At 37.8% G+C, this 21596-nt stretch carries 21 protein-coding genes and 1 tRNA gene; 5 read left to right on the top strand and 17 right to left on the bottom strand.

Annotated elements, in window-relative coordinates; translation table 11 throughout:
- Positions 1-325 precede the first annotated feature (325 nt).
- The 3 genes from P0092_RS09980 to P0092_RS09970 are packed head-to-tail and all read right to left on the bottom strand — an operon-like array spanning position 326 to position 4613.
- Positions 326-967 (bottom strand): FMN-dependent NADH-azoreductase, encoded by a 642-nt coding sequence (locus P0092_RS09980; RefSeq protein ID WP_004620349.1) that lies wholly within the window; start codon positions 965-967, stop codon positions 326-328.
- Between the two features lie 59 nt (positions 968-1026).
- On the bottom strand, positions 1027-2895 hold the full coding sequence (locus tag P0092_RS09975; protein WP_004620347.1) for an ABC transporter ATP-binding protein: 1869 nt from the start codon (positions 2893-2895) through the stop codon (positions 1027-1029).
- A complete protein-coding gene (locus P0092_RS09970; RefSeq protein WP_004620345.1) occupies positions 2895-4613 on the bottom strand; it encodes an ABC transporter ATP-binding protein in 1719 nt (572 codons plus the stop codon). The genes P0092_RS09975 and P0092_RS09970 overlap by 1 nt, the downstream gene beginning before the upstream one ends.
- A 192-nt stretch (positions 4614-4805) precedes the next feature.
- Between P0092_RS09970 and P0092_RS09965 the strand changes: the two genes are divergently transcribed.
- On the top strand, positions 4806-5351 hold the full coding sequence (locus P0092_RS09965) for a DUF6512 family protein (RefSeq protein ID WP_004620343.1): 546 nt from the start codon (positions 4806-4808) through the stop codon (positions 5349-5351).
- Between the two features lie 46 nt (positions 5352-5397).
- Here P0092_RS09965 and P0092_RS09960 read toward each other — a convergent pair whose 3' ends face one another.
- The 4 genes from P0092_RS09960 to P0092_RS09945 all read right to left on the bottom strand — a co-directional run bounded on the left by P0092_RS09960 (position 5398) and on the right by P0092_RS09945 (position 8716).
- A complete protein-coding gene (locus P0092_RS09960) occupies positions 5398-6162 on the bottom strand; it encodes an SDR family oxidoreductase (protein ID WP_004620341.1) in 765 nt (254 codons plus the stop codon).
- A 78-nt stretch (positions 6163-6240) separates the two neighbouring features.
- The gene (locus P0092_RS09955; protein ID WP_004620339.1) at positions 6241-7275 is read right to left on the bottom strand and encodes a threonine aldolase family protein; all 1035 of its coding nucleotides are present in this window, start codon (positions 7273-7275) and stop codon (positions 6241-6243) included.
- Between the two features lie 78 nt (positions 7276-7353).
- A complete protein-coding gene (locus tag P0092_RS09950) occupies positions 7354-7884 on the bottom strand; it encodes a flavodoxin domain-containing protein (protein WP_004620337.1) in 531 nt (176 codons plus the stop codon).
- Between the two features lie 64 nt (positions 7885-7948).
- Complete coding sequence (locus tag P0092_RS09945) at positions 7949-8716, bottom strand: DUF2087 domain-containing protein (RefSeq protein ID WP_004620333.1); 768 nt, start codon at positions 8714-8716, stop codon at positions 7949-7951.
- A 245-nt stretch (positions 8717-8961) separates the two neighbouring features.
- Here P0092_RS09945 and P0092_RS09940 point away from each other — a divergent pair, with 245 nt between their 5' ends.
- Both P0092_RS09940 and P0092_RS09935 read left to right on the top strand, forming a co-directional pair.
- Positions 8962-9084, top strand: a complete 123-nt coding sequence (locus tag P0092_RS09940; RefSeq protein WP_004620331.1) for a hypothetical protein — start codon at positions 8962-8964, stop codon at positions 9082-9084.
- 156 nt (positions 9085-9240) lie between these two features.
- Positions 9241-9316, top strand: a tRNA-Lys gene (locus P0092_RS09935).
- 83 nt (positions 9317-9399) lie between these two features.
- Here the strand turns inward: P0092_RS09935 and P0092_RS09930 are convergent.
- The 4 genes from P0092_RS09930 to P0092_RS09915 form a co-directional block, all read right to left on the bottom strand.
- Positions 9400-10107 (bottom strand): ABC transporter permease, encoded by a 708-nt coding sequence (locus P0092_RS09930; protein WP_004620329.1) that lies wholly within the window; start codon positions 10105-10107, stop codon positions 9400-9402.
- Positions 10100-10834 (bottom strand): ABC transporter ATP-binding protein, encoded by a 735-nt coding sequence (locus P0092_RS09925; protein WP_004620327.1) that lies wholly within the window; start codon positions 10832-10834, stop codon positions 10100-10102. The genes P0092_RS09930 and P0092_RS09925 overlap by 8 nt, the downstream gene beginning before the upstream one ends.
- A complete protein-coding gene (locus P0092_RS09920) occupies positions 10831-12108 on the bottom strand; it encodes an MFS transporter (RefSeq protein ID WP_004620325.1) in 1278 nt (425 codons plus the stop codon). Before P0092_RS09920 ends, P0092_RS09925 begins: the two co-directional genes overlap by 4 nt.
- 152 nt (positions 12109-12260) lie before the next feature.
- Complete coding sequence (locus tag P0092_RS09915; RefSeq protein ID WP_004620324.1) at positions 12261-12908, bottom strand: TetR/AcrR family transcriptional regulator; 648 nt, start codon at positions 12906-12908, stop codon at positions 12261-12263.
- A 183-nt stretch (positions 12909-13091) separates the two neighbouring features.
- On the opposite strand from P0092_RS09915, the gene P0092_RS09910 reads away from it, so the two are divergent.
- Entirely contained in the window at positions 13092-13895 is an 804-nt protein-coding gene (locus tag P0092_RS09910; RefSeq protein ID WP_004620321.1) for a PrsW family intramembrane metalloprotease, read from the top strand.
- A gap of 32 nt (positions 13896-13927) precedes the next feature.
- On the opposite strand, the gene P0092_RS09905 is transcribed toward P0092_RS09910, so the two are convergent.
- From P0092_RS09905 to P0092_RS09895, 3 genes are all read right to left on the bottom strand, one after another.
- Positions 13928-14275 (bottom strand): C-GCAxxG-C-C family (seleno)protein, encoded by a 348-nt coding sequence (locus P0092_RS09905; RefSeq protein ID WP_004620320.1) that lies wholly within the window; start codon positions 14273-14275, stop codon positions 13928-13930.
- A 26-nt stretch (positions 14276-14301) separates the two neighbouring features.
- Entirely contained in the window at positions 14302-14952 is a 651-nt protein-coding gene (locus P0092_RS09900) for a 4Fe-4S binding protein (protein ID WP_004620318.1), read from the bottom strand.
- A gap of 109 nt (positions 14953-15061) precedes the next feature.
- A complete protein-coding gene (locus P0092_RS09895) occupies positions 15062-15961 on the bottom strand; it encodes a LysR family transcriptional regulator (protein WP_004620317.1) in 900 nt (299 codons plus the stop codon).
- Positions 15962-16082: 121 nt separating this feature from the next.
- Here P0092_RS09895 and P0092_RS09890 point away from each other — a divergent pair, with 121 nt between their 5' ends.
- The gene (locus P0092_RS09890) at positions 16083-17090 is read left to right on the top strand and encodes a YeiH family protein (protein ID WP_004620315.1); all 1008 of its coding nucleotides are present in this window, start codon (positions 16083-16085) and stop codon (positions 17088-17090) included.
- A 73-nt stretch (positions 17091-17163) separates the two neighbouring features.
- Here P0092_RS09890 and P0092_RS09885 read toward each other — a convergent pair whose 3' ends face one another.
- From P0092_RS09885 to P0092_RS09875, 3 genes are all read right to left on the bottom strand, one after another.
- Positions 17164-18477 carry an iron-sulfur cluster carrier protein MrpORP gene (locus P0092_RS09885; protein ID WP_276187184.1) on the bottom strand — a complete coding sequence of 438 codons (1314 nt, stop codon included), beginning with the start codon at positions 18475-18477 and terminating at the stop codon, positions 17164-17166.
- Positions 18437-18820, bottom strand: a complete 384-nt coding sequence (locus P0092_RS09880; RefSeq protein WP_004620310.1) for a DUF134 domain-containing protein — start codon at positions 18818-18820, stop codon at positions 18437-18439. Before P0092_RS09880 ends, P0092_RS09885 begins: the two co-directional genes overlap by 41 nt.
- 154 nt (positions 18821-18974) lie before the next feature.
- Complete coding sequence (locus P0092_RS09875; RefSeq protein ID WP_004620308.1) at positions 18975-21545, bottom strand: EAL domain-containing protein; 2571 nt, start codon at positions 21543-21545, stop codon at positions 18975-18977.
- Positions 21546-21596 lie beyond the last annotated feature (51 nt).

The following is a 21596-nucleotide window of genomic DNA, read 5'->3' as shown; positions in this document are numbered from 1 at the left end:
AATAATACATACTTGCATTTTTGCATCATACGTATGAAAATGGCATAGTGTGAATTTTTTACTTACAGATACTGCACGTTTATGTTTGCACAACGTTGTGTAAAGATATTTCCTGACCGTTCAGGATAACCCTATAGAGTAAATGAATAAAGCATGCGTCCTTATTCTCTTTAAAATAATATAACACTTCCAATATATGGATGTCAATATATTTTTTGGAATATTTGGAAATTTTGATAATTTATACAAAATGATAAATCGTAAAAAAACAGGGATTCAAGAAATCCCTGTTTTAAAAAGAAAATATTTGATTTTGTGATAAGACTTATATTTGCTCCACCATAGTTTCAATTCTTGAGGCTGCTTTCTCAATTGCCTCCTGCCGCTCTAATTCTGTAGTTCCCGTTCCATCCACTAACAATTCCTCAAACTTGCTTATGCCTAAAAACCTCATAATATCATGTATATAGTTTAAGCCTTTATTCAGAGCAGGTCTGATAATCCATGGAATATTTCCTCCTGACGACTGTACATATATAAACGTACGTTCTTTATCATTTAGTAAACCATAAGGCTTATTCTCATCAAAAGCAATTGTCTTTCCTGTCTGAATTACACAATCAATGTATTCCTTCAGCGGTGCCGGAAAAGACAAACTCCACATGGGAGCTGCAATTACATAAATGTCAGCATCTCTGAACTGGTCACACAGTTTTATTATCTGGTTTACTTCATTCTGTTCATCCATTGGCAGCTTTGCCAACGCCTCTGAGTTTACAATAGCACTCCTGCTTTCAAAATAACTGTATTTTAACTGTGGTATATGCTCTTTGTACAAATCTACCTCTTCTTGTGCCATACTTGGATGTTTTTCAAGTATTCTGTTGATGAGCCTTCTTGCAACAGTTTTTGAAGAAGACAGTTCTTCCGGTTTTGTATTAACACTGATATATAGCAGCTTTTTCATAAATATCCCCCCAACGTTTTTTGGATATTTATAATATCTGCATATAAAATGTTTTTCATTCAGCATACACCATCATTAAATTTTTCTCCAAAGCCCATTTGATTTATCACCATATTATAGTAAATACCCTTTATTTTCATAAGTTCCCAATGAGTTCCATGTTCCAGGATACAACCATTACCTATAACAAAAATCCTGTCAGCATCACGTATTGTAGAGAGTCTGTGTGCAATCAAAAAACTGGTATGATTACTCATAAGCCTGAGCAAAGCCATTTGAATTTCTTTTTCTGTTTTAGTATCAACGCTGCTTGTAGCTTCATCCAGAATAAGTATTGGGGCATTGCATAAAACTGCTCTTGCTATTGCAATTAACTGTCTCTGTCCCTGGCTTAGATTGTCCGAGCTTCCCGTAATGTGTGTATTATACTTTTTAGGAAGCCTCGAGATAAACTCGTGGGCATGAGCCATTTTTGACGCTTCTATAACTTCCTTATCTGTTGCCTCAGGCTTTGAATACCTTATGTTGTCCATTATAGTACCCGTAAAAAGACAAGTATCCTGCAAAACCACTGAAAAACAACTTCTCAGGTCTTTTCTTGAAATATCGGTAATACTGGTATCATCTATTAATATTTCTCCCTCATTGGTCTCATAAAATCTGGTTAGCAGGTTTACAATAGTAGTTTTTCCGGCTCCGGTCTCGCCTACAAGTGCCACAACTTCTCCCGGTTCAACCTGAAAACTGATGTTATTTAAAACATTGCGGTGGGAATTATATGCAAAGGATACATTTCTGAACTCAACTTTACCTTTAATATCTGCAAATTCCTTTATATCTTGTTTGTCGGCTGCTTCCTCTTCTTCATCTAATATTTCAAAAACTCTTTCGGCACCCGCCAAAGCTGACTGAATAGTATTGAACATTCCTGCGATATTGTTAAGTGGCATACCAAATTGCTTTGAATACGTGAGAAAGCTCACTACAACACCAACAGTTAATATTTTATTAACTGTAAGCACGCCACCTGCACAGGCAATAAAAGTAAAGCTCAAATTATTAATAACATTCATAAAAGGCATAAGGAAACCCGCCCAAATCTGAGCCTTGGTGGAATCTTCGCAAAGTTTGCCATTAACCTCTTTAAACTCCTCCAAAACCTTCTGTTGACGATTAAAGGATTTAACCATCTTTAATCCCACAATGTTTTCTTCAATTACGCCATTAAGTACCCCAAGCATATTCTGTTGACTTTTAAAATATTTCCTGCTGTGTCGGGCTATTGTTTTTGTAAGCATAAAAACAAGTGGTATGGTAATCAGCGCAACAAGGGTTAAAACAGGACTTAAATACAGCATCATTATAAACGACCCTGTAATTGAAAATATGCTGGATATAAGCTGAGTAGTTGTCTGAGCCACAGTACTGCTGATGTTGTCAACATCATTGGTTATTCTGCTCATAGTATCCCCATGGGCTCTTGTATCATAAAAGTTCAAAGGAATTCTCTGGAGCTTCGAAAAAAAGTCCGTCCTAATGCTTTTTACAAGATTTTGAGTAACCCTTGCCATAAGAATACCATTTGAAGTATCTATTATCCAACTCACAATATAGCAGATAACAAGTGCAGTCAGTATTACAGTTAATACATTTTTATCTACAGTTCCTTTCTTAGTATTAAATGTATTTATTGCCTTTCCAATCAAAAGAGGCGTTGTAAGTGAGACAGAGGCTGAAATAATAGTAAGTACAGTAGCAACTATAAGCGAACTTTTCCATCTTCCAAACATACGAACTAACCTTAGCATAGTACCTCTACTATTTTTGGGTTTAGCCATTGGTTGAAATCTCTGATGAGGCGACCCGCCCATTCTGTTCCCTAATCGTGGCATATTGGGTATGTTTCCGGATTTATTTGCACCAGCCATTATAAGTCGCCTCCAATCTGAGAATCATAAATTTCCCTGTAAGTCTTGCAAGTACTCAACAATTCTTTGTGGCTTCCAAAACCTGCATTTATACCATTGTCCATAACAAGAATTTTGTCAGCAGTCATTGCAGTACCGATTCTTTGAGTTATCATTATAATGGTTTTCTTAGCCTCGGTATCTCTCAAAGCCCGTCTTACCTTTGCCTCGGTAACAGCATCAAGTGCACTGGTACAGTCGTCCAGTATCATTATTGGAGAATCCTTTGCAAGTGCTCTTGCAATTGACAGTCTTTGCTTTTGTCCTCCTGAAAGATTAACTCCGTTCTGCCCAAGCAAGCTGTCATATCCATTTGACATTTTTTGAACAAACTCGTCTGCCTGGGCTTGTTTTGCGGCATTCAGCATTTTTTCACTATTTTCCTCCTGCATCCCCCAGACTATATTATCAAAAACTGTACCCGTGAAAAGCATACTTTTCTGGGGTGCCAGTGCAATATTATTTCTTATATAATTTGTAGCCAGTTCTCTTATATCTTTGTCATTAATATATATACTTCCTTCCGGTACATCATAAAAACGAAGGCAAAGCCATGCCACGGTAGATTTCCCTGAGCCTGTGGGGCCTATAATCGCAAGAGTTTCACCCTCATTCACCCTGAAAGATAGGTTTTTCAGGGCCGGAAGGCCGCTCCCGTCAGGATATGCAAAAGTAACATTTTTAAATTCCAGACTGCTTTCACTTATAACTTCTTCATTATCAAAACCGGAAAAGTCTTCCTGACTTTCTAATACCTCTACAACCCTTTGAGTTGAAGCCTTTGTCCTTATAAAGGTATTGAAAATATTAGTTATCATAATCAGTGAAGTCAGTATCTGCATCATATAGTTAATAAAGGCTGCTACCTTTCCAACCTCAATATATCCTTTACCAAACAAAATGCTTCCAAGATATATTATCAATGCAATACCTGTGCTGATTGTCAATGACATAAGGGGGGAAAAATATGAAACCACCAATTGAGAGGAAACACTCTTTTGAAATAGGTCTGTATTGACTGCAGAAAACTTTTCCTCTTCATCGCTGAAACGTCCAAAAGCCTTCACCAGTCTGATTCCAAGAAGATATTCCTGAACAGTTGTATTTAATCTGTCTATTGCAGTTTGGACTTTCGCAAAACGAGAATAGCTCATTTTCATACTGATTACGATAAGAATCGCAATTATGGCTATAGCACAAAACAGAACTATACTCATGAAGGGACTGAGAATAACAGCAAGAATTATACTTCCCATACAAGTCAAAGGTGCTTTGAAGAAAATTCTCATCATTCCGTTGACGAACTGCATAATCTGACTTGTATCATTTGTCATCCTTGTGATAAGAGAACCGCTTTCTATTTTATCAACACTTTCTTCCGAGAACTTCATAATTTTTGAAAACACATCATAGCGAAGGTCGGCTCCAAATCTTTGAGAAACCTTGCTGGCAAGTATGTTTCTGGTAGCTGCAAAGCCTGCTCCGCAAAGGGTTATGATAAGCATCAGCAGTCCCAGCTTCAAAACTGAATCCACCCTGCTGTTCTTAATTCCGTTATCTATTATACGGGACATAATAGCCGGCTGAAGTAAATCGCAAATAGCTTCAAAAAAAACACAGCTCACGGCTGTTAAAAACATTACCCTGTACTTTTTAAAATACTTTCGGTAAATATTCATAATCTACCCCCTGAAATGCATTCAAACATAATAACACAAGTATTTAGCACCCAAATTGTTAGAATCCTAACATATTATAATAAATCTGTACTTTTATGTCAATTATACAAATGCCCATGGAAAACAAATGTCATATTTCGGTTTACCTCACCATAGATTTAATAGTGCAATAATAAGAAAGGTTGTGACGTTATGAAAAAACAAAAGTTTACTCATCCTGAAAAATGGATTTTAATCGGTATCCCGTTTGTATTCATAGTAGGTTCTATTTTTCATTTTTTGTATGATTGGTCAGGACAGAACGTCTTAGTAGGGCTGATTTCTCCGGTAAATGAAAGTGTATGGGAACATGCAAAACTGCTGTTGGTTCCTACTACACTGTGGTGGGTAGCTTATTATATTGCAAAACAAAAGAAGTACGGGATAGATGCTAACCTATGGTTTACAGGATTATTAGTATCACTTGTCTCTTCCATAACTTTAATGATGCTTTTTTATTACTTTTACACTCAGGCCTTTGGAATACAATCACTTTATGTAGATATATTTATCTTTTTGTTGGTCAGTATTATGGGGCAGTTACTGGGACTTCATTTCTACAGGTATTCAGAGGGTTTGGGGGCAGGGTTTTCAATTGTACTTATTGCTCTTATTTTCATAATATTTGCCTACTGGACATTTCAGCCACCGCAAATTCCTTTATTCTTTGACAAAGTTGACGGCAAATATGGAATATAGAAAACCACCTGTCAGTGAATAATCTGGCAGGTGATTTCATTTTTTATTATACCGCTGTCCATCCTCCATCTACAAAAACAGTTTGTCCTGTAACATAGCTGGAGGAATTGGCTGCCAAAAATACCAGAGCACTGTCAAGCTCACCCATATTTCCGACTCTTCCCATAGGGCATCTGAAACTGACAAAATTACTAAACTCCTGATTACTTAATATATCTCCTGTCATTTCCGATTCAAAAAAGCCCGGACCTATAGCATTTACAGTAATGCCATATTTTGCCCACTCAGCAGCCAAGGCACGTGTGAGGTTTACAACTGCACCCTTAGATGCATGATAACTTGCATTTTGAGTTGCTGTGTTGGCTATATGTCCAAACATAGAGGTTATATTAATTACTCTGCCGTACTTATTTTCTATCATATTTTTTCCTGCTTCTCTTGCAAACATAAATACTCCGGTCAGGTTAGTATCAAGCACCCTATTCCATTGTTCAGTTGTATGATTTTCAGCAGGAACTACTTCTGCTACACCTGCATTGTTAACCAAAATATCAATTTTACCCATTTTTTCAATTATAGCAGCAACTGTATCCTTAACTTCCTGTTCATTAGTAACGTCACATTTAAATGCAAGACATTTTCTTCCCATTTTCTTTATCGCTTCAGATACATCATTAAGTTTCTCAAGTCTTCTTGCAACTATAGCCAAATCAGCACCTTGTCTTGCAAGAGCTTTTGCAAACTGTACACCCAAACCCGAGGAGGCTCCTGTAACTACCGCAACTTTTCCGGTTAAATCAAATAAGTCCATATAATACACCTCTTTCTTGATTTATAGTTTATTTATATCCTTTTTTTATTAATATAAACAAAAAAGAGAATTGCAGACTTACCATTTTTCTATTTCTTCAATCAGTTTCTTTACAGCTTCGGTACTGGTTGCCCAGCTTGTGCAGAATCTCACGGCACTTTTATTTTCATCTACTTTCTGCCAGTAGGAATATTCAAAATTTACTTTCATTCTATCTAATACATCATTTGGCAATATCGGAAACTGTTGATTTGTGGTTGACGATATTAAAAAACTGTAACCTTTTTTAATAAAAGCTTCCTTTATTAACATTGCCATTTTGTTTGCATGGGAAGCCATCTGAAAATACAAATCGTTTTCCATCAGAGAAATAAACTGTAATCCAAGGAGTCTGCCTTTTGCAAGCATTCCTCCTTTTTGTTTTATAATATATCTCAAATCCTTTTTTAACTCAGCATTACAAACAACTAAGGCTTCTCCGAAAAGTGCACCTATCTTGGTACCACCAATATAGAAAGCATCACATAACTGTGCAATAGTTGGCAAGTCAAGGTCATTGTCCTCCGCACATAACCCATATCCAAGTCTTGCACCGTCCAAGTACAAAATAAGGCCGTTTTCCTTACACACACTGCTTAGTTTTGTAAGCTCTTTCTTACTGTATATTGTTCCGATTTCCGTAGGGTTCGAAATATATACCATTTTGGGCTGAACCGTGTGTTCATGATTCTCATCAGAATAATGTGCCTTTACGGTTTCTTCGACCTGCCAGGCAGTCAACTTGCCATCACTGCTAGGCAGTTCAATAACTTTATGTCCTGTAGCTTCAATTGCACCTGTTTCATGAGTACTTATATGTCCGCTATAAGCGGCAATTACTCCCTGATGAGGTCTTAGAGCTGCTGAAGTAACTGTCAGATTTGTCTGGGTTCCGCCTACAAGAAAATGTACTTCTGCATCCTGACGCTGAATTTTTTCTTTAATTATTCCAGCGGCCTTAATGCAGTATTGGTCCATTCCATAGCCTACTGTCTGCTCCGTATTTGTCTGTAAAAGTGTCTCCAATACTTTTGGGTGTGCGCCCTCGCTGTAATCACATTTAAATCGTATCATTTTCTTCTAACCCGCCGATATGACGGCTATTCCCCCTCTTTAGTAAACGTAAAGTAATCAAGCTATTATTTTAATTAATCATTTTGCTTTCACATACATTATCAATTCTTCAATATTCTTTTTTCTAGTGAAATCAATGGGCTTGTCATAGGCTGCAAGCATTCCTTTCTCATCAGGAATCAACTTGTTTTTGTCTTTTGAATTCATTTTCAGCTTTAACAAATTCATCAGTACTTTGTCAATAAGTTTAAGCCGGGTATAATCAAAACCGCCTCTCAGGTAAAAAAAACGTATCTTCTGTTGCTGTTCCTCTGTAAAGTTGGAAGTTTTAACCTTGTCAATATCCTCATCTCTTGGTGGCGTAGCTCCTGTAGCAAAAACCACAATTTTTTTATCTTTAAGCTTGTCAAAGTTCTTTGTTATAGTTTTTAGTCCATTTATACCAATTGCATAAAGTCCGCCGCCATATATGATTGTGTCATAGAGCATCAACATGTTAATATCTATTTTTGAAGCTTCGTAAATATCCGCCTGAAGCTCCTCAGCAATCCATTGTGCATATTTTTTTGCAAAACCCGATTTGGATTTGTAAACTACTACTGCCTTCACAAACTTCCCCCCTTTATGAGTTATGATATAATTATACCTTAAACAAAACACCCTTTGAAACCTTTTATTTTAACCAGTATTCCCTGCAATCTTTTGTCCTTTCCATATAACCGTATTCAATAAGGTATCTTCTTATTGTGGCAAAGTCCGAGTAAATACCCTTCAATATTTCATTTACTTCCTTTTCAGAATATTTTCTTTTCTTCTCAAACTGTTCAGCAATTTTACTGAGTATTACAACTTTCTTTTTCTCTTTCGATGAAAAAATTTTGAGCCTGAGCGGCTCCAACGACTCAAACAGGGACTCTATGATTTTGTCCTCCTCTGATTTCGTTATCAAATATCTGTCATCAATCATTTTTGCACCGGCGTGGACATTTATTAATTCATCGTTCACAGCTTTTTCCTTTCTTTGTAAATATTTATTCTCTACAATTTCAAATATGGCAAGAAACAGCTTCGCCTGTTTTGCCTTTTCCCTGAAAACAAACCTCTGACGTCTGACGGTAGCGGGAGCAACCCCTGTTTTTTTCGCAATATCATTGTCAGACATCCCCTTATATATCATCAAAAGCAGCTCTTTTTGATTCTCTGTAATACCTGTGTATTTCTTATCAAAGGAAGTCAACATGTCCAGCATATCTTCATGTTCCTTTTGTATGTGGATTTGTACAGCCTTTGACGCGTCGTAGAACCTTCCGTCAATAGAAAACATTTCTCCCGATTCAAATGTTTTCCCACAGGTAAGACATGTAGATATGCCTTTGTCCTGGTTATAGGAGTAGCCTTTTTTAATTTCATCCAGGGACAATTTTAAAATGCTATCAATCATTTTGCACATCTCCTTAAAATGTTTATTGTTTATATAAACATTTTATATTTGCATTAATAAATTGTCAACTATGTTTTAGTGAAGCTTAAATTAATCAGTTCTAAAATAATTTGTCCCGCATAAATATTACTAAACTAAGAGAATAAATTTCGGTGGGCTGATAGTATAATGGCGCCCGCCTTTATATTTGTGGGGTTACGATGTATTTTGGGGGTTACCCATATTTATGAAAGGCGGTAAATAATATGAATTTTTTAGAATTTATAAAGGATATTTTGAGTCTGCTTTTAACTGTTGTTTCTTTAGTAAAACTCTTTTCAAATAAAAAAAAGACGACCAGAAAAAAAAGAAGAAGAAAATATGCATAAAGCCGCTTATACTCTTAGCCCACCTATTAATTTTACTTGCCTGCTGTTTTAATACATAATTTTTTCTCGCAATTATTAAAAATGTATTGACAATATTGTTTTTTGCTTTTATAATAAAAAACGCTCTGAGAAACAAAACACTTATAAAAAATATATGCGCCATTAGCTCAGTTGGTAGAGCACCTGACTCTTAATCAGGGTGTCCCCGGTTCGACCCCGTGATGGCGCACCAAAACATAATAATCCGAACTTGTCCCTATTTGGGATAAGTTCGGATTATTTTTTATTTCAAATTTAATACATCTTGCAGCTTTCTCAGACCTCCAGCTTCATGATTTTGCTATGAAGGTTCCTTACAAAAATAAAGCTTATGATAATACTAAACGCCGCCACTCCCATTGACACCATCGCATTTGGGATTCCCATCACCAACAGGTTACCCAAAAAACTGACTAAGATAATATTCGCCACTAAGGTTGCTGAGAAAGATTTTTTCCAGTATCCGAACCATAGTGAAACTGTCGCAAAGGATGCGGCTATAACAGCATAAGTCAAAACAAACCCAAAAGTTTGCAGCAAAACGTTCAACGTCAGTGTATCCTTCATAAAATGAAAGGTTGCTTCAGTGATAAAAAAGATTGAAAAGGTAATTAAACCACTGGAAGTCATGGCAGCTACCGTAAAAAGAAATACAGTAAAAACTTTTGCCCAAAGAATCATGGAACGGTCAACAGGATAGGAAAACAGCAAAATCGCTTTTTTACCTGTGTACTCCTCCACCACAAAGCGGTTGAACATGACAGCGGAAAGGACCGTGAAACAGAGTAAGCTGATAACGCACAGCAGCCTCGTAAATACACCGTAGCTCATTAACAGCTCAATGTCACGCTGAGATTGGTCTATTTGAGGCATTAAGGCAAATAAATAGGTAAAACCCAGCATAGCAGCTGTAATTATTTGTACCGCAATAAAATATCCCTTAATACGGTTTCGTTTCAGTTCCAGTTTCATTAATTTAAGCATGATTCGTCCCGCCTTTCACCACCGAGAGGAAGTATTCCTCAAGCTCAATGGATTTATCTTTTTTCAAATCCTCCAACATAACCTCTTGAACCACAGTTCCGTCAGCAATAATGCCTATTTTATCCGCAATATGCTCAATTTCAGAGAGAATATGGCTGGAAAGCAGAATTGTCATCTCTTTTTCCGCTGCAAGACGTTTAAGCAGCTCTCGGATTTCCCGAATTCCCATTGGGTCAAGTCCGTTTATGGGTTCGTCCAATATCAAAAGCTTTGGCTGGTGGATAATAGCCCTGGCGATGCCAAGGCGCTGCCTCATGCCCAGAGAGTATTCAGAAACAGGCTGACTGCCCGTTCCCGGTAAACCTACCTGCACCAGTGCAGCTTCGGTGTCTGCTTGCTCAATACCCATATAATCGAGGTGGATTTCCAAATTTTCTTTTGCGGACAGATGCTCATAGAAAATAGGCGTTTCAATCAGACTGCCAATGCTTCTCAGCAGTTCGAATTTATGTGTGGTGATATCCTTTCCCAGCACAAGGACTTCTCCCATGGTGGGCGTCAACAATCCTGTCAGCAGCTTAAAAACTGTGGTTTTTCCGGCGCCATTTGCACCTAAAAAGCCGTAAATACTGCCTTGCTCCACGTTTAAAGCACAGTTGCGGATAACCTCCTTTCCATGAAAGGCTTTGTACAGTCCCTTTGTGCGAACAGCGTATTTTTCTGTCATATATGTTCCTCCTCATATTGTTTTACTTTTTCAAGCTGTAGGTTCAATCTTCCAAAGTCCTTCCTTGCAAGCAGTGCAATTCCCCCACAGAGTATTCCGACGGCAAGAATCACAAAAGCAATCCTGTTCATCCGGGTTTCCATAAGCGCTCCATATATTCCCTGTCCTATTGGCAGGGCAACAGTGCTCAGCATCAGCACCATGGACATTACCCTTCCCAACATATCAGGCTTTGTCAGTTTTTGAATTAGGGAAATCAAATAAACAGACAAAGCAGCAAACACACCCTGCATAACTGTGGACACAACTGTTATTACCCAAAAAGCAGCATTGTCCGTCATGGGGGCTAGAAATGGTATTGTTAGGCAAGAAAATAAAACGGCACCTACCAGCAAAAGCCTGTGAAGCTTGTCAGGCGCAAGTACTTTTGTGATAACCCCAACAGAGATACTCCCCAGCAGCCCGCCAACGGCAAACAGAGTCTGCATGGTGCCGAACAGTTCACTGCTTACAGACAAGCTGACCCGCGCAATATAGGGAATTCCCACCACAAGAAAACTGGATATAAGCATATTGATGAGAGCCGCCACAATAGAGATTCTCACAATGACAGGCTGTTCCGTCTTGAGATAGCGATTCAGTTCACTGACATCATATGCCACAATTTCAACGGCTTTTTTATCATCAACGCTCTTTTGATATGGGATTATCAAAAAGCTTTCCAATACAACAGCAACAGCAAACACAACACAGCAGCTCATGAACAGAACGGGCACTGCAAGCACAGAGTATAAAAGTCCTGCTAGAGCAGGGGCGAGGAGATTTGCAAGCATTGCCACCGCGCTCACAATACCGTTTGACTGCTCCAGATGTTCTTTCGGTTGAACGGCCGGAATTGCCGACTGCACTACCGGAGTTTCAAAGGCGGACGCCACACCCAGCATAATGGAAATCACAGCGATAAGAAGAACCGACTCACGGTACAGCAAGCCCAACCCCAGCACTACCGTCAAAATTGTGTAACAGGAATCCAACGCAATCATGACCTTTTTCTTAGGAAGCCTGTCTGCCAGAATGCCTCCAAAGGGCAAAAATACCACCCTTGGGATGACGGACAGTGCCATAATCCCCGCAAAAACTCCTGCCGAGCCGGTTAAATCCAGTACATACAGGGACAGAGTAAATTGCAGGATGGCGTTGGCAAAGACAGAGAAGAGCTGTCCCCCAACCAACAAACTGAAATTTCTGCTCCATAGCTTATTTTGCGTACTCATAAAAAACCTCACTCTCTGAAAGCAACAACATACCAACGGTATGTATTTAGCTAAAAAATTTTTCCCCTTTACGTTGATGTTTCTTTTGATATATACCAAAGGTATGTATCTTGTTAAAAATAAAACTGCCTTTCCTTTTTTGTAAAAAGCAGCTATTTCCTGTCATTAATAAAATCAAACAAGTGAAATACATTGCTAACCAACTCATCGTCTATCAATGGCACATTCAAGCTTTCAAATAAAATCCGAAGAAAGAGCAGTTTGTTTTCAAGCTCTTCTCTGGAGGAACGGGCAATATTCAAACCCAGCCATAGATTCATGACCAAGATGCCAAACTCGGCGAATTCTTTTGGATAGGCAGTTTGGATAGAACCGTCCGCAATACCCTCCTCGACATAGGTTTGCAGACACCGCGCAACACCGTTCATACTTTCCAGATAAAGTTCTCCAATCATACGCGGACTTTTCGCCAAAATTTCCGCAGAATAAAGAATGGCATTTTTCTCCAGATTTTGTACAGACAGCTTTAACTGGTTCTTAATTTTTGCAAGTCCGTTTTCGCCCTGCCAATTTTCATACCAATTTTCCTGTCCTTCGGGAAGTCCAATCCGGTTTATTACCTGTTCCAGTATATCCTTTTTGGATTTGAAATGATGGTAAATCACTCCCTTAGTAAGACCTCCCAGACCATCTATAATGTCCTGTATGGTGGTGTTGTCATAACCCTTTTCGTAGAAAAGTCTCTGAGCAACCTGCAGTATTTTCTCCCTTGTTTCCTCGGGATATTTGTTTCTTGCCATAAAACATCACCTCAAAGCCTCATTACATACTTACGGTATGTATTTGAGTTTACACCCCTTTTAGCAGGTTGTCAAGCAACATTATTTTCGTAAAGGCGTTTAAATTCCAAGTTTTTTCCAAGGATTTAAATTAAATAAATTGTAATCATAATAATAAATAAACTTTCAGGTGTGATATATAATATGACTCAAGCAAAACGCAAATACTGGCTTCGTGTACTTTTTGTAGGATTTATAGTTTATGCAGCTACAATTTTTGCTTTTATGTTAACAGGCAATATTAATTTGTTTCCCAGTATAGTTCTTATAGGAAATTTTTTGGTGCCTGTGGCTTTTGTCTCCTTTTTCTATGAAAAAAGGGAATGGTTCAGTGTTAATATGTCTGCTACAGCCATGTGCTTTTTCTTTGGCGGAGCATTAGGAACTATCGCCGCTTCACTGCTGGAGCCTGTTTTCATCAGTGAACTGACCTTTACAACGGCTTTTACAGTGGGTATTATTGAGGAACTCACAAAGCTTATCGGTGTATTTCTTATTGCAAGACATAGACGTTATAATTCAATGTTGGACGGGATTATTCTGGGCTCTGCAGCAGGAATGGGCTTTGCAGCCTTTGAAAGCACCGGATATGCATTTACTGCTTTTCTGCAAAGTGGTGGAAGCCTGACACACACCGTTTTTATTACTCTTTTACGTGGAATTACATCCCCGGTAGGTCATGGTACCTGGACCGCCATACTATCCAGCGTTCTTTTGCGAGAAAGTGTGCAAGGAAAATTCTTTATCAATGGAAAAGTTATTAAGGCATATATTACGGTTGTTGTTTTACATGGTTTATGGGACGGGTTCCCATTGGTAATCAATTATATTTTCCCTTGGACATATTCCGTTATTACTGGGCAGATATTGTTGGGCTTAACCGGCCTTTATATTCTATACAAACGTTGGCGAGAATCAAAACTGGAATTTAGTGAAAAAGGGTTGTAGCAAAATTAATTTTAGCAACAACCCTCAACAAATCATCCATGTTTTTCAAGAAATTCAGAGCTTTTCTCAACGCAACCCACACAGGAAAGCTTTTTTAACCCTTTTATATTGCTGCATTGCAAAGCTCCGGCATTTTCAAGAAAATAGTTTTCCAGCTCCGCAACCTTTTCATCATCGTAGTTACTTAAAATATACTTAACTGCATAGTAAGCACCGCAAAGTCCTTCCGGAGCCCTGCCCCCTCCATAGTTTCTGAAGCGTTCCACCAAATCTTCTTCAATGTTATATTTCTCTTTAAATGCGCTGAGTACTGCTTGTGCGCAATTCATTCTACTGCCGTTAGCACCTATATAATTTTTTTTAGCTTCAATAGCTGACATATTATAACCTCCATGTAATTTACTTATTATAATTTTAGTGCATCTTTCGGGCACTTTATTACACATTTACCGCATTTCAGACAGTCTGGGTGTGTAACCTCTCCCTTGCTTTTGTATTTAAGTACTTCTATTTCCATGGGACAGGATTTTGTACAAAGATTACAGCTGACACATCTTTGCTTATCAAAAGTTACATTCTTGCCTTTTGAACCACTGCCGGTGCGAGTAACCAATGAGGCCATTGTACCCATGGGACAAATAACACACCATGCTCTTTGGCTGTAAACAATCCCCAAAATTATTGTTAGTCCGGTGGTTATTAATATCATTCTGACAAATACCTGTCCAACCTGTACCATGTTACCCCATGCTAATGATAATTGTACCGCAAAAGCTCCCATAAGTACTACAACAAACAACAATCTGAACCATTTGTTTTTCATTATCCTGGGTATTTTTTTGTTTCGGCTTATTTTAGAAAGCAATATATCATTAAAGCTTCCTCTGGGGCAGAAATTTCCGCACCACTCTCTTCCTCTGAAGACTGATACCGCTACAGGAGCCAGCATACATATAATTGCAGCAATACCCACCCTGGGATATATCAGCCCACCAATACAAAATAAAATAAGCATCAACCAAATCCATTTGTGTACAAAACTTTTTATTGTGTTCATATTTAACTCCTTATATAAATTTTGTGCACCTCGAGGATATAATCATTATATTTAAACACTTTATATTTGTCAATCCATATATTTAAATATTACGATATATTAATATAGTTTATTGCCTATTTTCTCCAAAATTCATAATGTATTCCACGAATTCCTGTATAAATGAATTTTGACTCATATCCATAAATATAAAATTGAACTCTCTCATTATTTTTATTCCTTGGATAGGTACTACAACCAACAATCCTTCTCTCACCTCTTTTTTGACTGCTTCCCTTGAAACTACCGTATATCCCAGATTGGCCTGAACCAATGATTTAATGGCACCTATACTTCCCACCTCCATGTAAACCTTTAAATCAGCAAGACTAAGACCAATGTCTGTCATTTTGTTTTCAAATACCCTTCTTGTTCCGCTGCCATTTTCTCTCAAAATGAGTTTTCCGCTATACGCAACATCTTCAAGGCTTACTTCTCCTTTTCTTGCAAAAGTACTTGCTGGGGAAGCCACCAAGACAAGCTCATCATCTCTCATTTTTTTATATTTGAATCTGCTTTTGTCAAAAAGTCCTTCAACTATGCTCAAATCAAGTTCCCCGCTGGTAAGCCTTTTTAAATTCTCATCTGTATTGTAAACGTGAACTATAACATCAATATTTTCGTGCTGTATTTTATATTGTCCCAGTATATGGGGAAGTACAAATTCACCGATTGTAAGAGTAGTTCCCACATTATATCGCTTGTTCAGCGCCGATTTATTATGCAGTGTTCTTTCTATAAACAATGAATTGGCCTCAATCTCTTTTGCATAATCAAAAAGAAGCTCTCCTTCCTCTGTCAGGTGTATCTGTCTTCCTACTTTGTTAAATAAATTAACCTTATAGTGTCCCTCCAGTTGCTTGATATGTTGTGTAACCGCCGGCTGTGTCAGATTAAGCATTTGTGCAGCTTTAGTAAAGCTGTTTAGTTTTGCTGCCCAAATAAAAGTAGTAATTTTAGGGTCTATCATATATAACCTCCATGGAATAACATCTATAAAATTTTCTTATAGATATATAATAAATCATAATTTGTATTTATGCATATGTAATATTAAAATAAACATATCAAAACATTCGGAGGAATCAATCATGGTATGGATAAGAAAAAATATTGCCGGAATACTACTGGCTTTGGTCATAGCACTTGCTGCCACATGGCTTGGAGGTATATTCCCGATTATAGGAGGACCGGTTTTCGGGATACTGCTGGGTATAATAATTAATAATACAATAGGAAAACCTGCTTGGTCTGTCAGTGGAGTTAAATTTACTTCAAAAAAAATTCTTCAGTATGCAATTATTTTACTTGGAACGGGTTTAAGTCTCACACAGGTATGGAAAACAGGGCTTGAATCCTTATATGTAATGTTATTTACACTTTCTTTTGCTTTTATTTCAGCCTACGGCTTCGGCAAACTGCTCAAAGTACCTTTTAATCTTACAAGTCTAATCGGAGTAGGAACAGCCATTTGTGGAGGATCAGCCATAGCTGCGGTATCTCCCATAATTGAAGCCGAAGAAAAGGAAGTTGCATATTCCATATCAACTATTTTTTTCTTTAATATTTTAGCCGTATTAATTTTCCCTCCACTTGGCCATTTGCTGGGTTTTTCCGATACAGCCTTTGGTTTATGGGCCGGAACAGCCATAAATGACACTTCTTCCGTTGTAGCAGCAGGTTATGCTTACAGCAACGCAGCGGGAGCATATGCCACAATAGTAAAGTTAACCCGTACTACAATGATTATACCAATATCATTGATTTATGCAGCAGTTACAATAATCAGAAAAAGAAAAGCTGCAAAACATGACGATACGGTAACCTACAGCTTCAAACGTATTTTCCCTTGGTTTATCGCCGGATTTCTTGCAGCATCACTCTTAAATACACTTGGGGTATTTAACAGTTCGGCGGCTTCATTTCTTTCAGGCACCGGTAAGTTTTTTATAGTTATGGCTTTATCTGCAGTGGGACTAAATGCAAATTTTAAGGAAATGCTAAAAACCGGCCTAAAACCTCTTCTTCTGGGGTTACTGGTATGGTTTACGGTAACAATCGTCAGTATTGGAGTTCAGTTTATGACCGGGCAGATATAAGGCACATATAAAATAAGCATAATAACCGAGGAAAGTAATTTTCAAGGTCATTATGCTTTATTTATGTTATTTATTAATGGTTTCCGCAGTTGCAGCCGCCCTCACCGTGATTATGTCCATGTGAATGTCCATGTCCTGAGCATCCGGACCTTGTTGATTTCAGGTTCCCGTCAATATAAACCTGTATTGTTTCATCAATATTTCCGCTGATTCCTGATATAATCTGAATATTATTTTCTTCAAGATTCTGTCTTGCACCATCTCCCATTCCCCCGGCTATAACGGTTTTTATACCCCGCGAAGCCAGAAAACCCGGAAGCAGAGCGTGTTGATTTCCTTCTGTACTAATTACTTCCTTGTTCTTTACAGATTTATTCTCTATTTCAACTACTGTAAAATGCTCACACTTTCCAAAATGAGAGGAAATATTGTTTCCTTCAGTTGCAATTGCAATTTTCATAATTTCATTCTCCTTCCCAACAGGTAATTTATTTTCAATATAAGATACAGCATCTGCCAAATGTTCATGGTTTACTTTTTCAAGTTCACCCATGTCACATAATTCTGCAATAGACGGATCTATCGGCATTTTACCAAGTACTTTGAGCTCCAAGCCTGCTGCAATTTCATCGATTTTGCTCTTGCCGAAAATATTTATTTCTTTACCACAGTCAGGACATTTTAAATAGCTCATATTTTCAACAATCCCTAGAATAGGGATATTCATTTCCCTTGCCATGTTGTAGGCCTTTTTAACTATCATGGAAACCAGATCCTGAGGGGAAGTAACAATAACTATCCCATCCAAAGGAATTGATTGGAAAACCGTCAGAGGAACATCCCCTGTTCCCGGAGGCATATCCAGAAACAGATAGTCCACTTCACCCCATATTACATCAGTCCAGAATTGTTTTACAACTCCTGCTATCATTGGGCCTCTCCATATAACCGGAGCATCGTCCTGATCAAGCATAAGGTTAACTGACATTACTTTGATACCATTTGGGGATGTTTGGGGATAAATACCCAGTTCACTTCCCTGTGCCTTTTGATTAATTCCGAAAATTTTGGGTATTGAAGGCCCTGTAATATCCGCATCCAGGACTCCCACCTCATAACCTTTTCTTCTCATCATTATTGACAAGGTTGAAGTTACAAGAGATTTTCCTACTCCACCTTTACCGCTTACAACACCAATAACTCTTTTGATTGAATTGAGTTCATGTGTCTTTTCTAAAAAACTCTGTGGACGGCCTCCTCCTGAAGGACAACTTCCTCCGCAATCACTTGAGCCGCAATCTGTTCCGCCACAACCACATCCGTTATCTGCCATATAATTCACCTCGTTATATATTTGTTGGTTTGTGACAATCAATACACCCTTCACACCTGTCACAATTTATAGTGCTGCATTCCCTTCTTTGTCTTCTGCAGCAGCTTTTGCCTGACTCTACCTGATAATTTCCACCGTCAATTCTGATAGTCTTCCCGTGTACCAGCGCATCTGCCGTCTTTTTCCTTGCAGAATTAATTATCCGCTGAAAAGTTCCTCTGGAAACATTCATACTAACTGCTGCCTCATCCTGACCTATTTCCAGATAGTCTGCAAGTCTGATGGCTTCAACCTCCTCAATACTCAAAACAACCTGCACCTGACTTTTGATTTCGGGATGAAAGCATACATTACCCGGTATAAAACCAACCCTTCTGCATTTTTTGGGTCTTGGCATTATTTTCACCTCATAATAATTATGTGCATATGCACATAATTATTATACCAATTAAATGAAATAAGTCAATAAATTGACTCAAAAAAAAATAAAACGACCATGTCAAACCCTATCTCACAGGTTAGCATGGTCGTTTAAGTCTGAGTTATTATATTTACACATTTAACAGCTTTTTAACCTCTTCTCCCGGCAAAGGCTTTGAGAAGAGATATCCCTGAATCCTGTCACAATTGTATTTTTTAAGGTATTCCAATTGTTCTGTATATTCTACACCTTCGGCAATTATCGTCATCCCTAACGATCTTCCCAGTGTGATTATATGACGAGTAATGGTCCTGCCCTCCTCATCTGTTGAAACACTATCAATAAAAGACTTATCAATTTTTAACGTTGATATTGGAAGCTGTTTTAAATAATTCAACGAAGAATAACCCTTACCAAAATCATCTAATGCTATCCTTATGCCCATTCCTTTTAACTTGTTTAACTTTTTCAAAACAGTAGTAAATGACTCAATCAAAATAGTTTCGGTAATCTCCAACTCAATACATTCCGGATTGAGCTTATAACTGTCTATTATATCAATTATTTTCTGCGTAAAGCCGGACTGAAGAATTTGAATTGTTGATATATTTACTGATACTGTCAAGTCCTTTAACCCCTTATCATGCAGCTCCTTTATAAATATACAAGCCTGATTCAGCACCCATTCCCCTAAAGGTATAATTAAATGAGTATCCTCCGCAACCGGAATGAATTTTACAGGCGAAACATTTCCAAGCTCTGAACTTTTCCATCTGAGCAAAGCTTCAAGTCCTGTTACCTTTTGTGTCTGTATATCAAACTGAGGCTGGTAATGCACCTCAAATTCTCCCTTTTCCATAGCTGTATGCAGCAGCTTTTCTATAATCATTCTCTCTGAAAACGCCTTATCCATGTCCTTATCGTAAAGCACATACCTGTTTTTGCCCTGTTCCTTGGCCTTGTACATTGCTATATCCGCACACTTTATCAAATCCTCTATCCTGTTCCCATGGTCAGGATAGAGAGCTGCTCCTATACTGAAAGTTATATGAAGTACACTGTTTCTGATTTCAAATTCATCCTTGAAGCTTTCAAGAATTTGGCACATAAACTCCTCTGCTTTAAACTTGTTCTCAATATCATGAATAAGCAGAATAAATTCATCGCCACTGAGGCGATAGAGTATACCAAAATCCTTAAGGGCTGTTTTCAGTCTCTGGCTTGCTTTGTTTATTAGTTCATCGCCGAACTCATGTCCCATAGTATCGTTGATGTACTTAAAATTGTCCATATCTATGAATAATAATGCAAGCTTTTTACCTGAATTACCTTCCAGAAGTCTGTCAGAATCCTCTAATAGAGAACGCCTGTTGGGAAGACCTGTCAGAATGTCATGAAGTGCCAGATAAGTATACTTCTCCTCGCTTTGGGTCAGGCTTTTTTGTATGAAACGGATTTCATCCAGCTGATGCTTCAATTCTTCATCCGAAGCAACCAACTCTTCATATGTCTGTGTAAGTTCCTCGTTACTCTGATATAACTGCTTACGAATAATCTTGATTTTCCTTATATGTACCAATAAAATAATTAAAAAAAGTGTCAGTACTGCAAAAGCACCTATAACAACCAAAACCAACCGCTTATATGTTTCAAAAAAAGAAAACGGCTTATTTATTATTTCTGCGGATTTAGGTAATTTCCAAGCAGGTACTTCAAAACGTTTCATCTGTTCATAGTCAAAAACTACTCTTGTTGCCTTAGGTGATATAATCTTTATGTCAGAAGCAGCTTCTCCCTTTAATATCCTGATGGCAAGCTCTGCTGCATAGTTTCCGCACAGCCGGCCGCTTAACAACTCTCCTCCGAAGGCCCCCTTATTCAAGCCAAAGTCATATTGGTGATATAAAGGTACACTGGTGTACTTGCTTATCTCTCTGGCAGCCAGATTAAACTCCAGCATTTTTCCATTTCCATCACTATAATAAGTTGCAAAAAATACAATACTTGTGTTATCAAGTTTACTTACTTGCTGCAAAACCTCCTGAAAGCTCATTCTATTCATTGGTATAGGTTCCAGATTCATTTCCTTGACCTTATCCATTACCAGGTTACCTGTTGACAAACCGCTTTCCGAATTATCAAACACCACATAAACTTTCTTTAAGCGAGGATTTATTCTCAAAGCTATTCTGAAAGTTTCTGTAGGATCTATTTTTTCTATAACCCCGGTGTAATTTTTATAGCTTCCTGCAATTTCTGAAATATTTTCCTGATTTACTCCTGAAAAAACAATGGGCGCATCTGAAAACAATTGTTTTCTGTTGAGTAATGCAAATTTAAAAGCAGCATCGTCAGTAGTAATAATCAAATCAAGATGTTTGTGTTTATACTTGAATTCAAAGTTGTCAGTTAAAAAAGATAATATACTGGATGTCGGATAATTTTTCCAATCCATGTATTCTACATATGTACTCGCGTTTGGATATTCTTTATCAATAGTTTCAATTATTCCTGTATTCTGATCACTAGTCCATGCCAAGCCTTCATTATACGAATGCAATATTAATATATTCTTTTTAGGCCGTGCATCTTCAATTACTTCTTTGTTTACTGCCTCTACAAATGTACTTCCAAAAAACAATATAAAAATTACAACTGCAAAGCCCGCCAAAATAATCTTTTTTATATTTTTTAGTGTCATTATACTACCTTAAGCCCTTATATATCAGCACCCGGCTGTTGGCTATCCTCT

The organism is Ruminiclostridium papyrosolvens DSM 2782 (assembly GCF_029318685.1).
Classification (GTDB): Bacteria; Bacillota; Clostridia; order Acetivibrionales; family DSM-1351; genus Ruminiclostridium; species Ruminiclostridium papyrosolvens.
The sequence above is the reverse complement of the archived record's forward strand: the minus strand, read 5'-3'. Positions and strand labels throughout refer to the sequence as shown.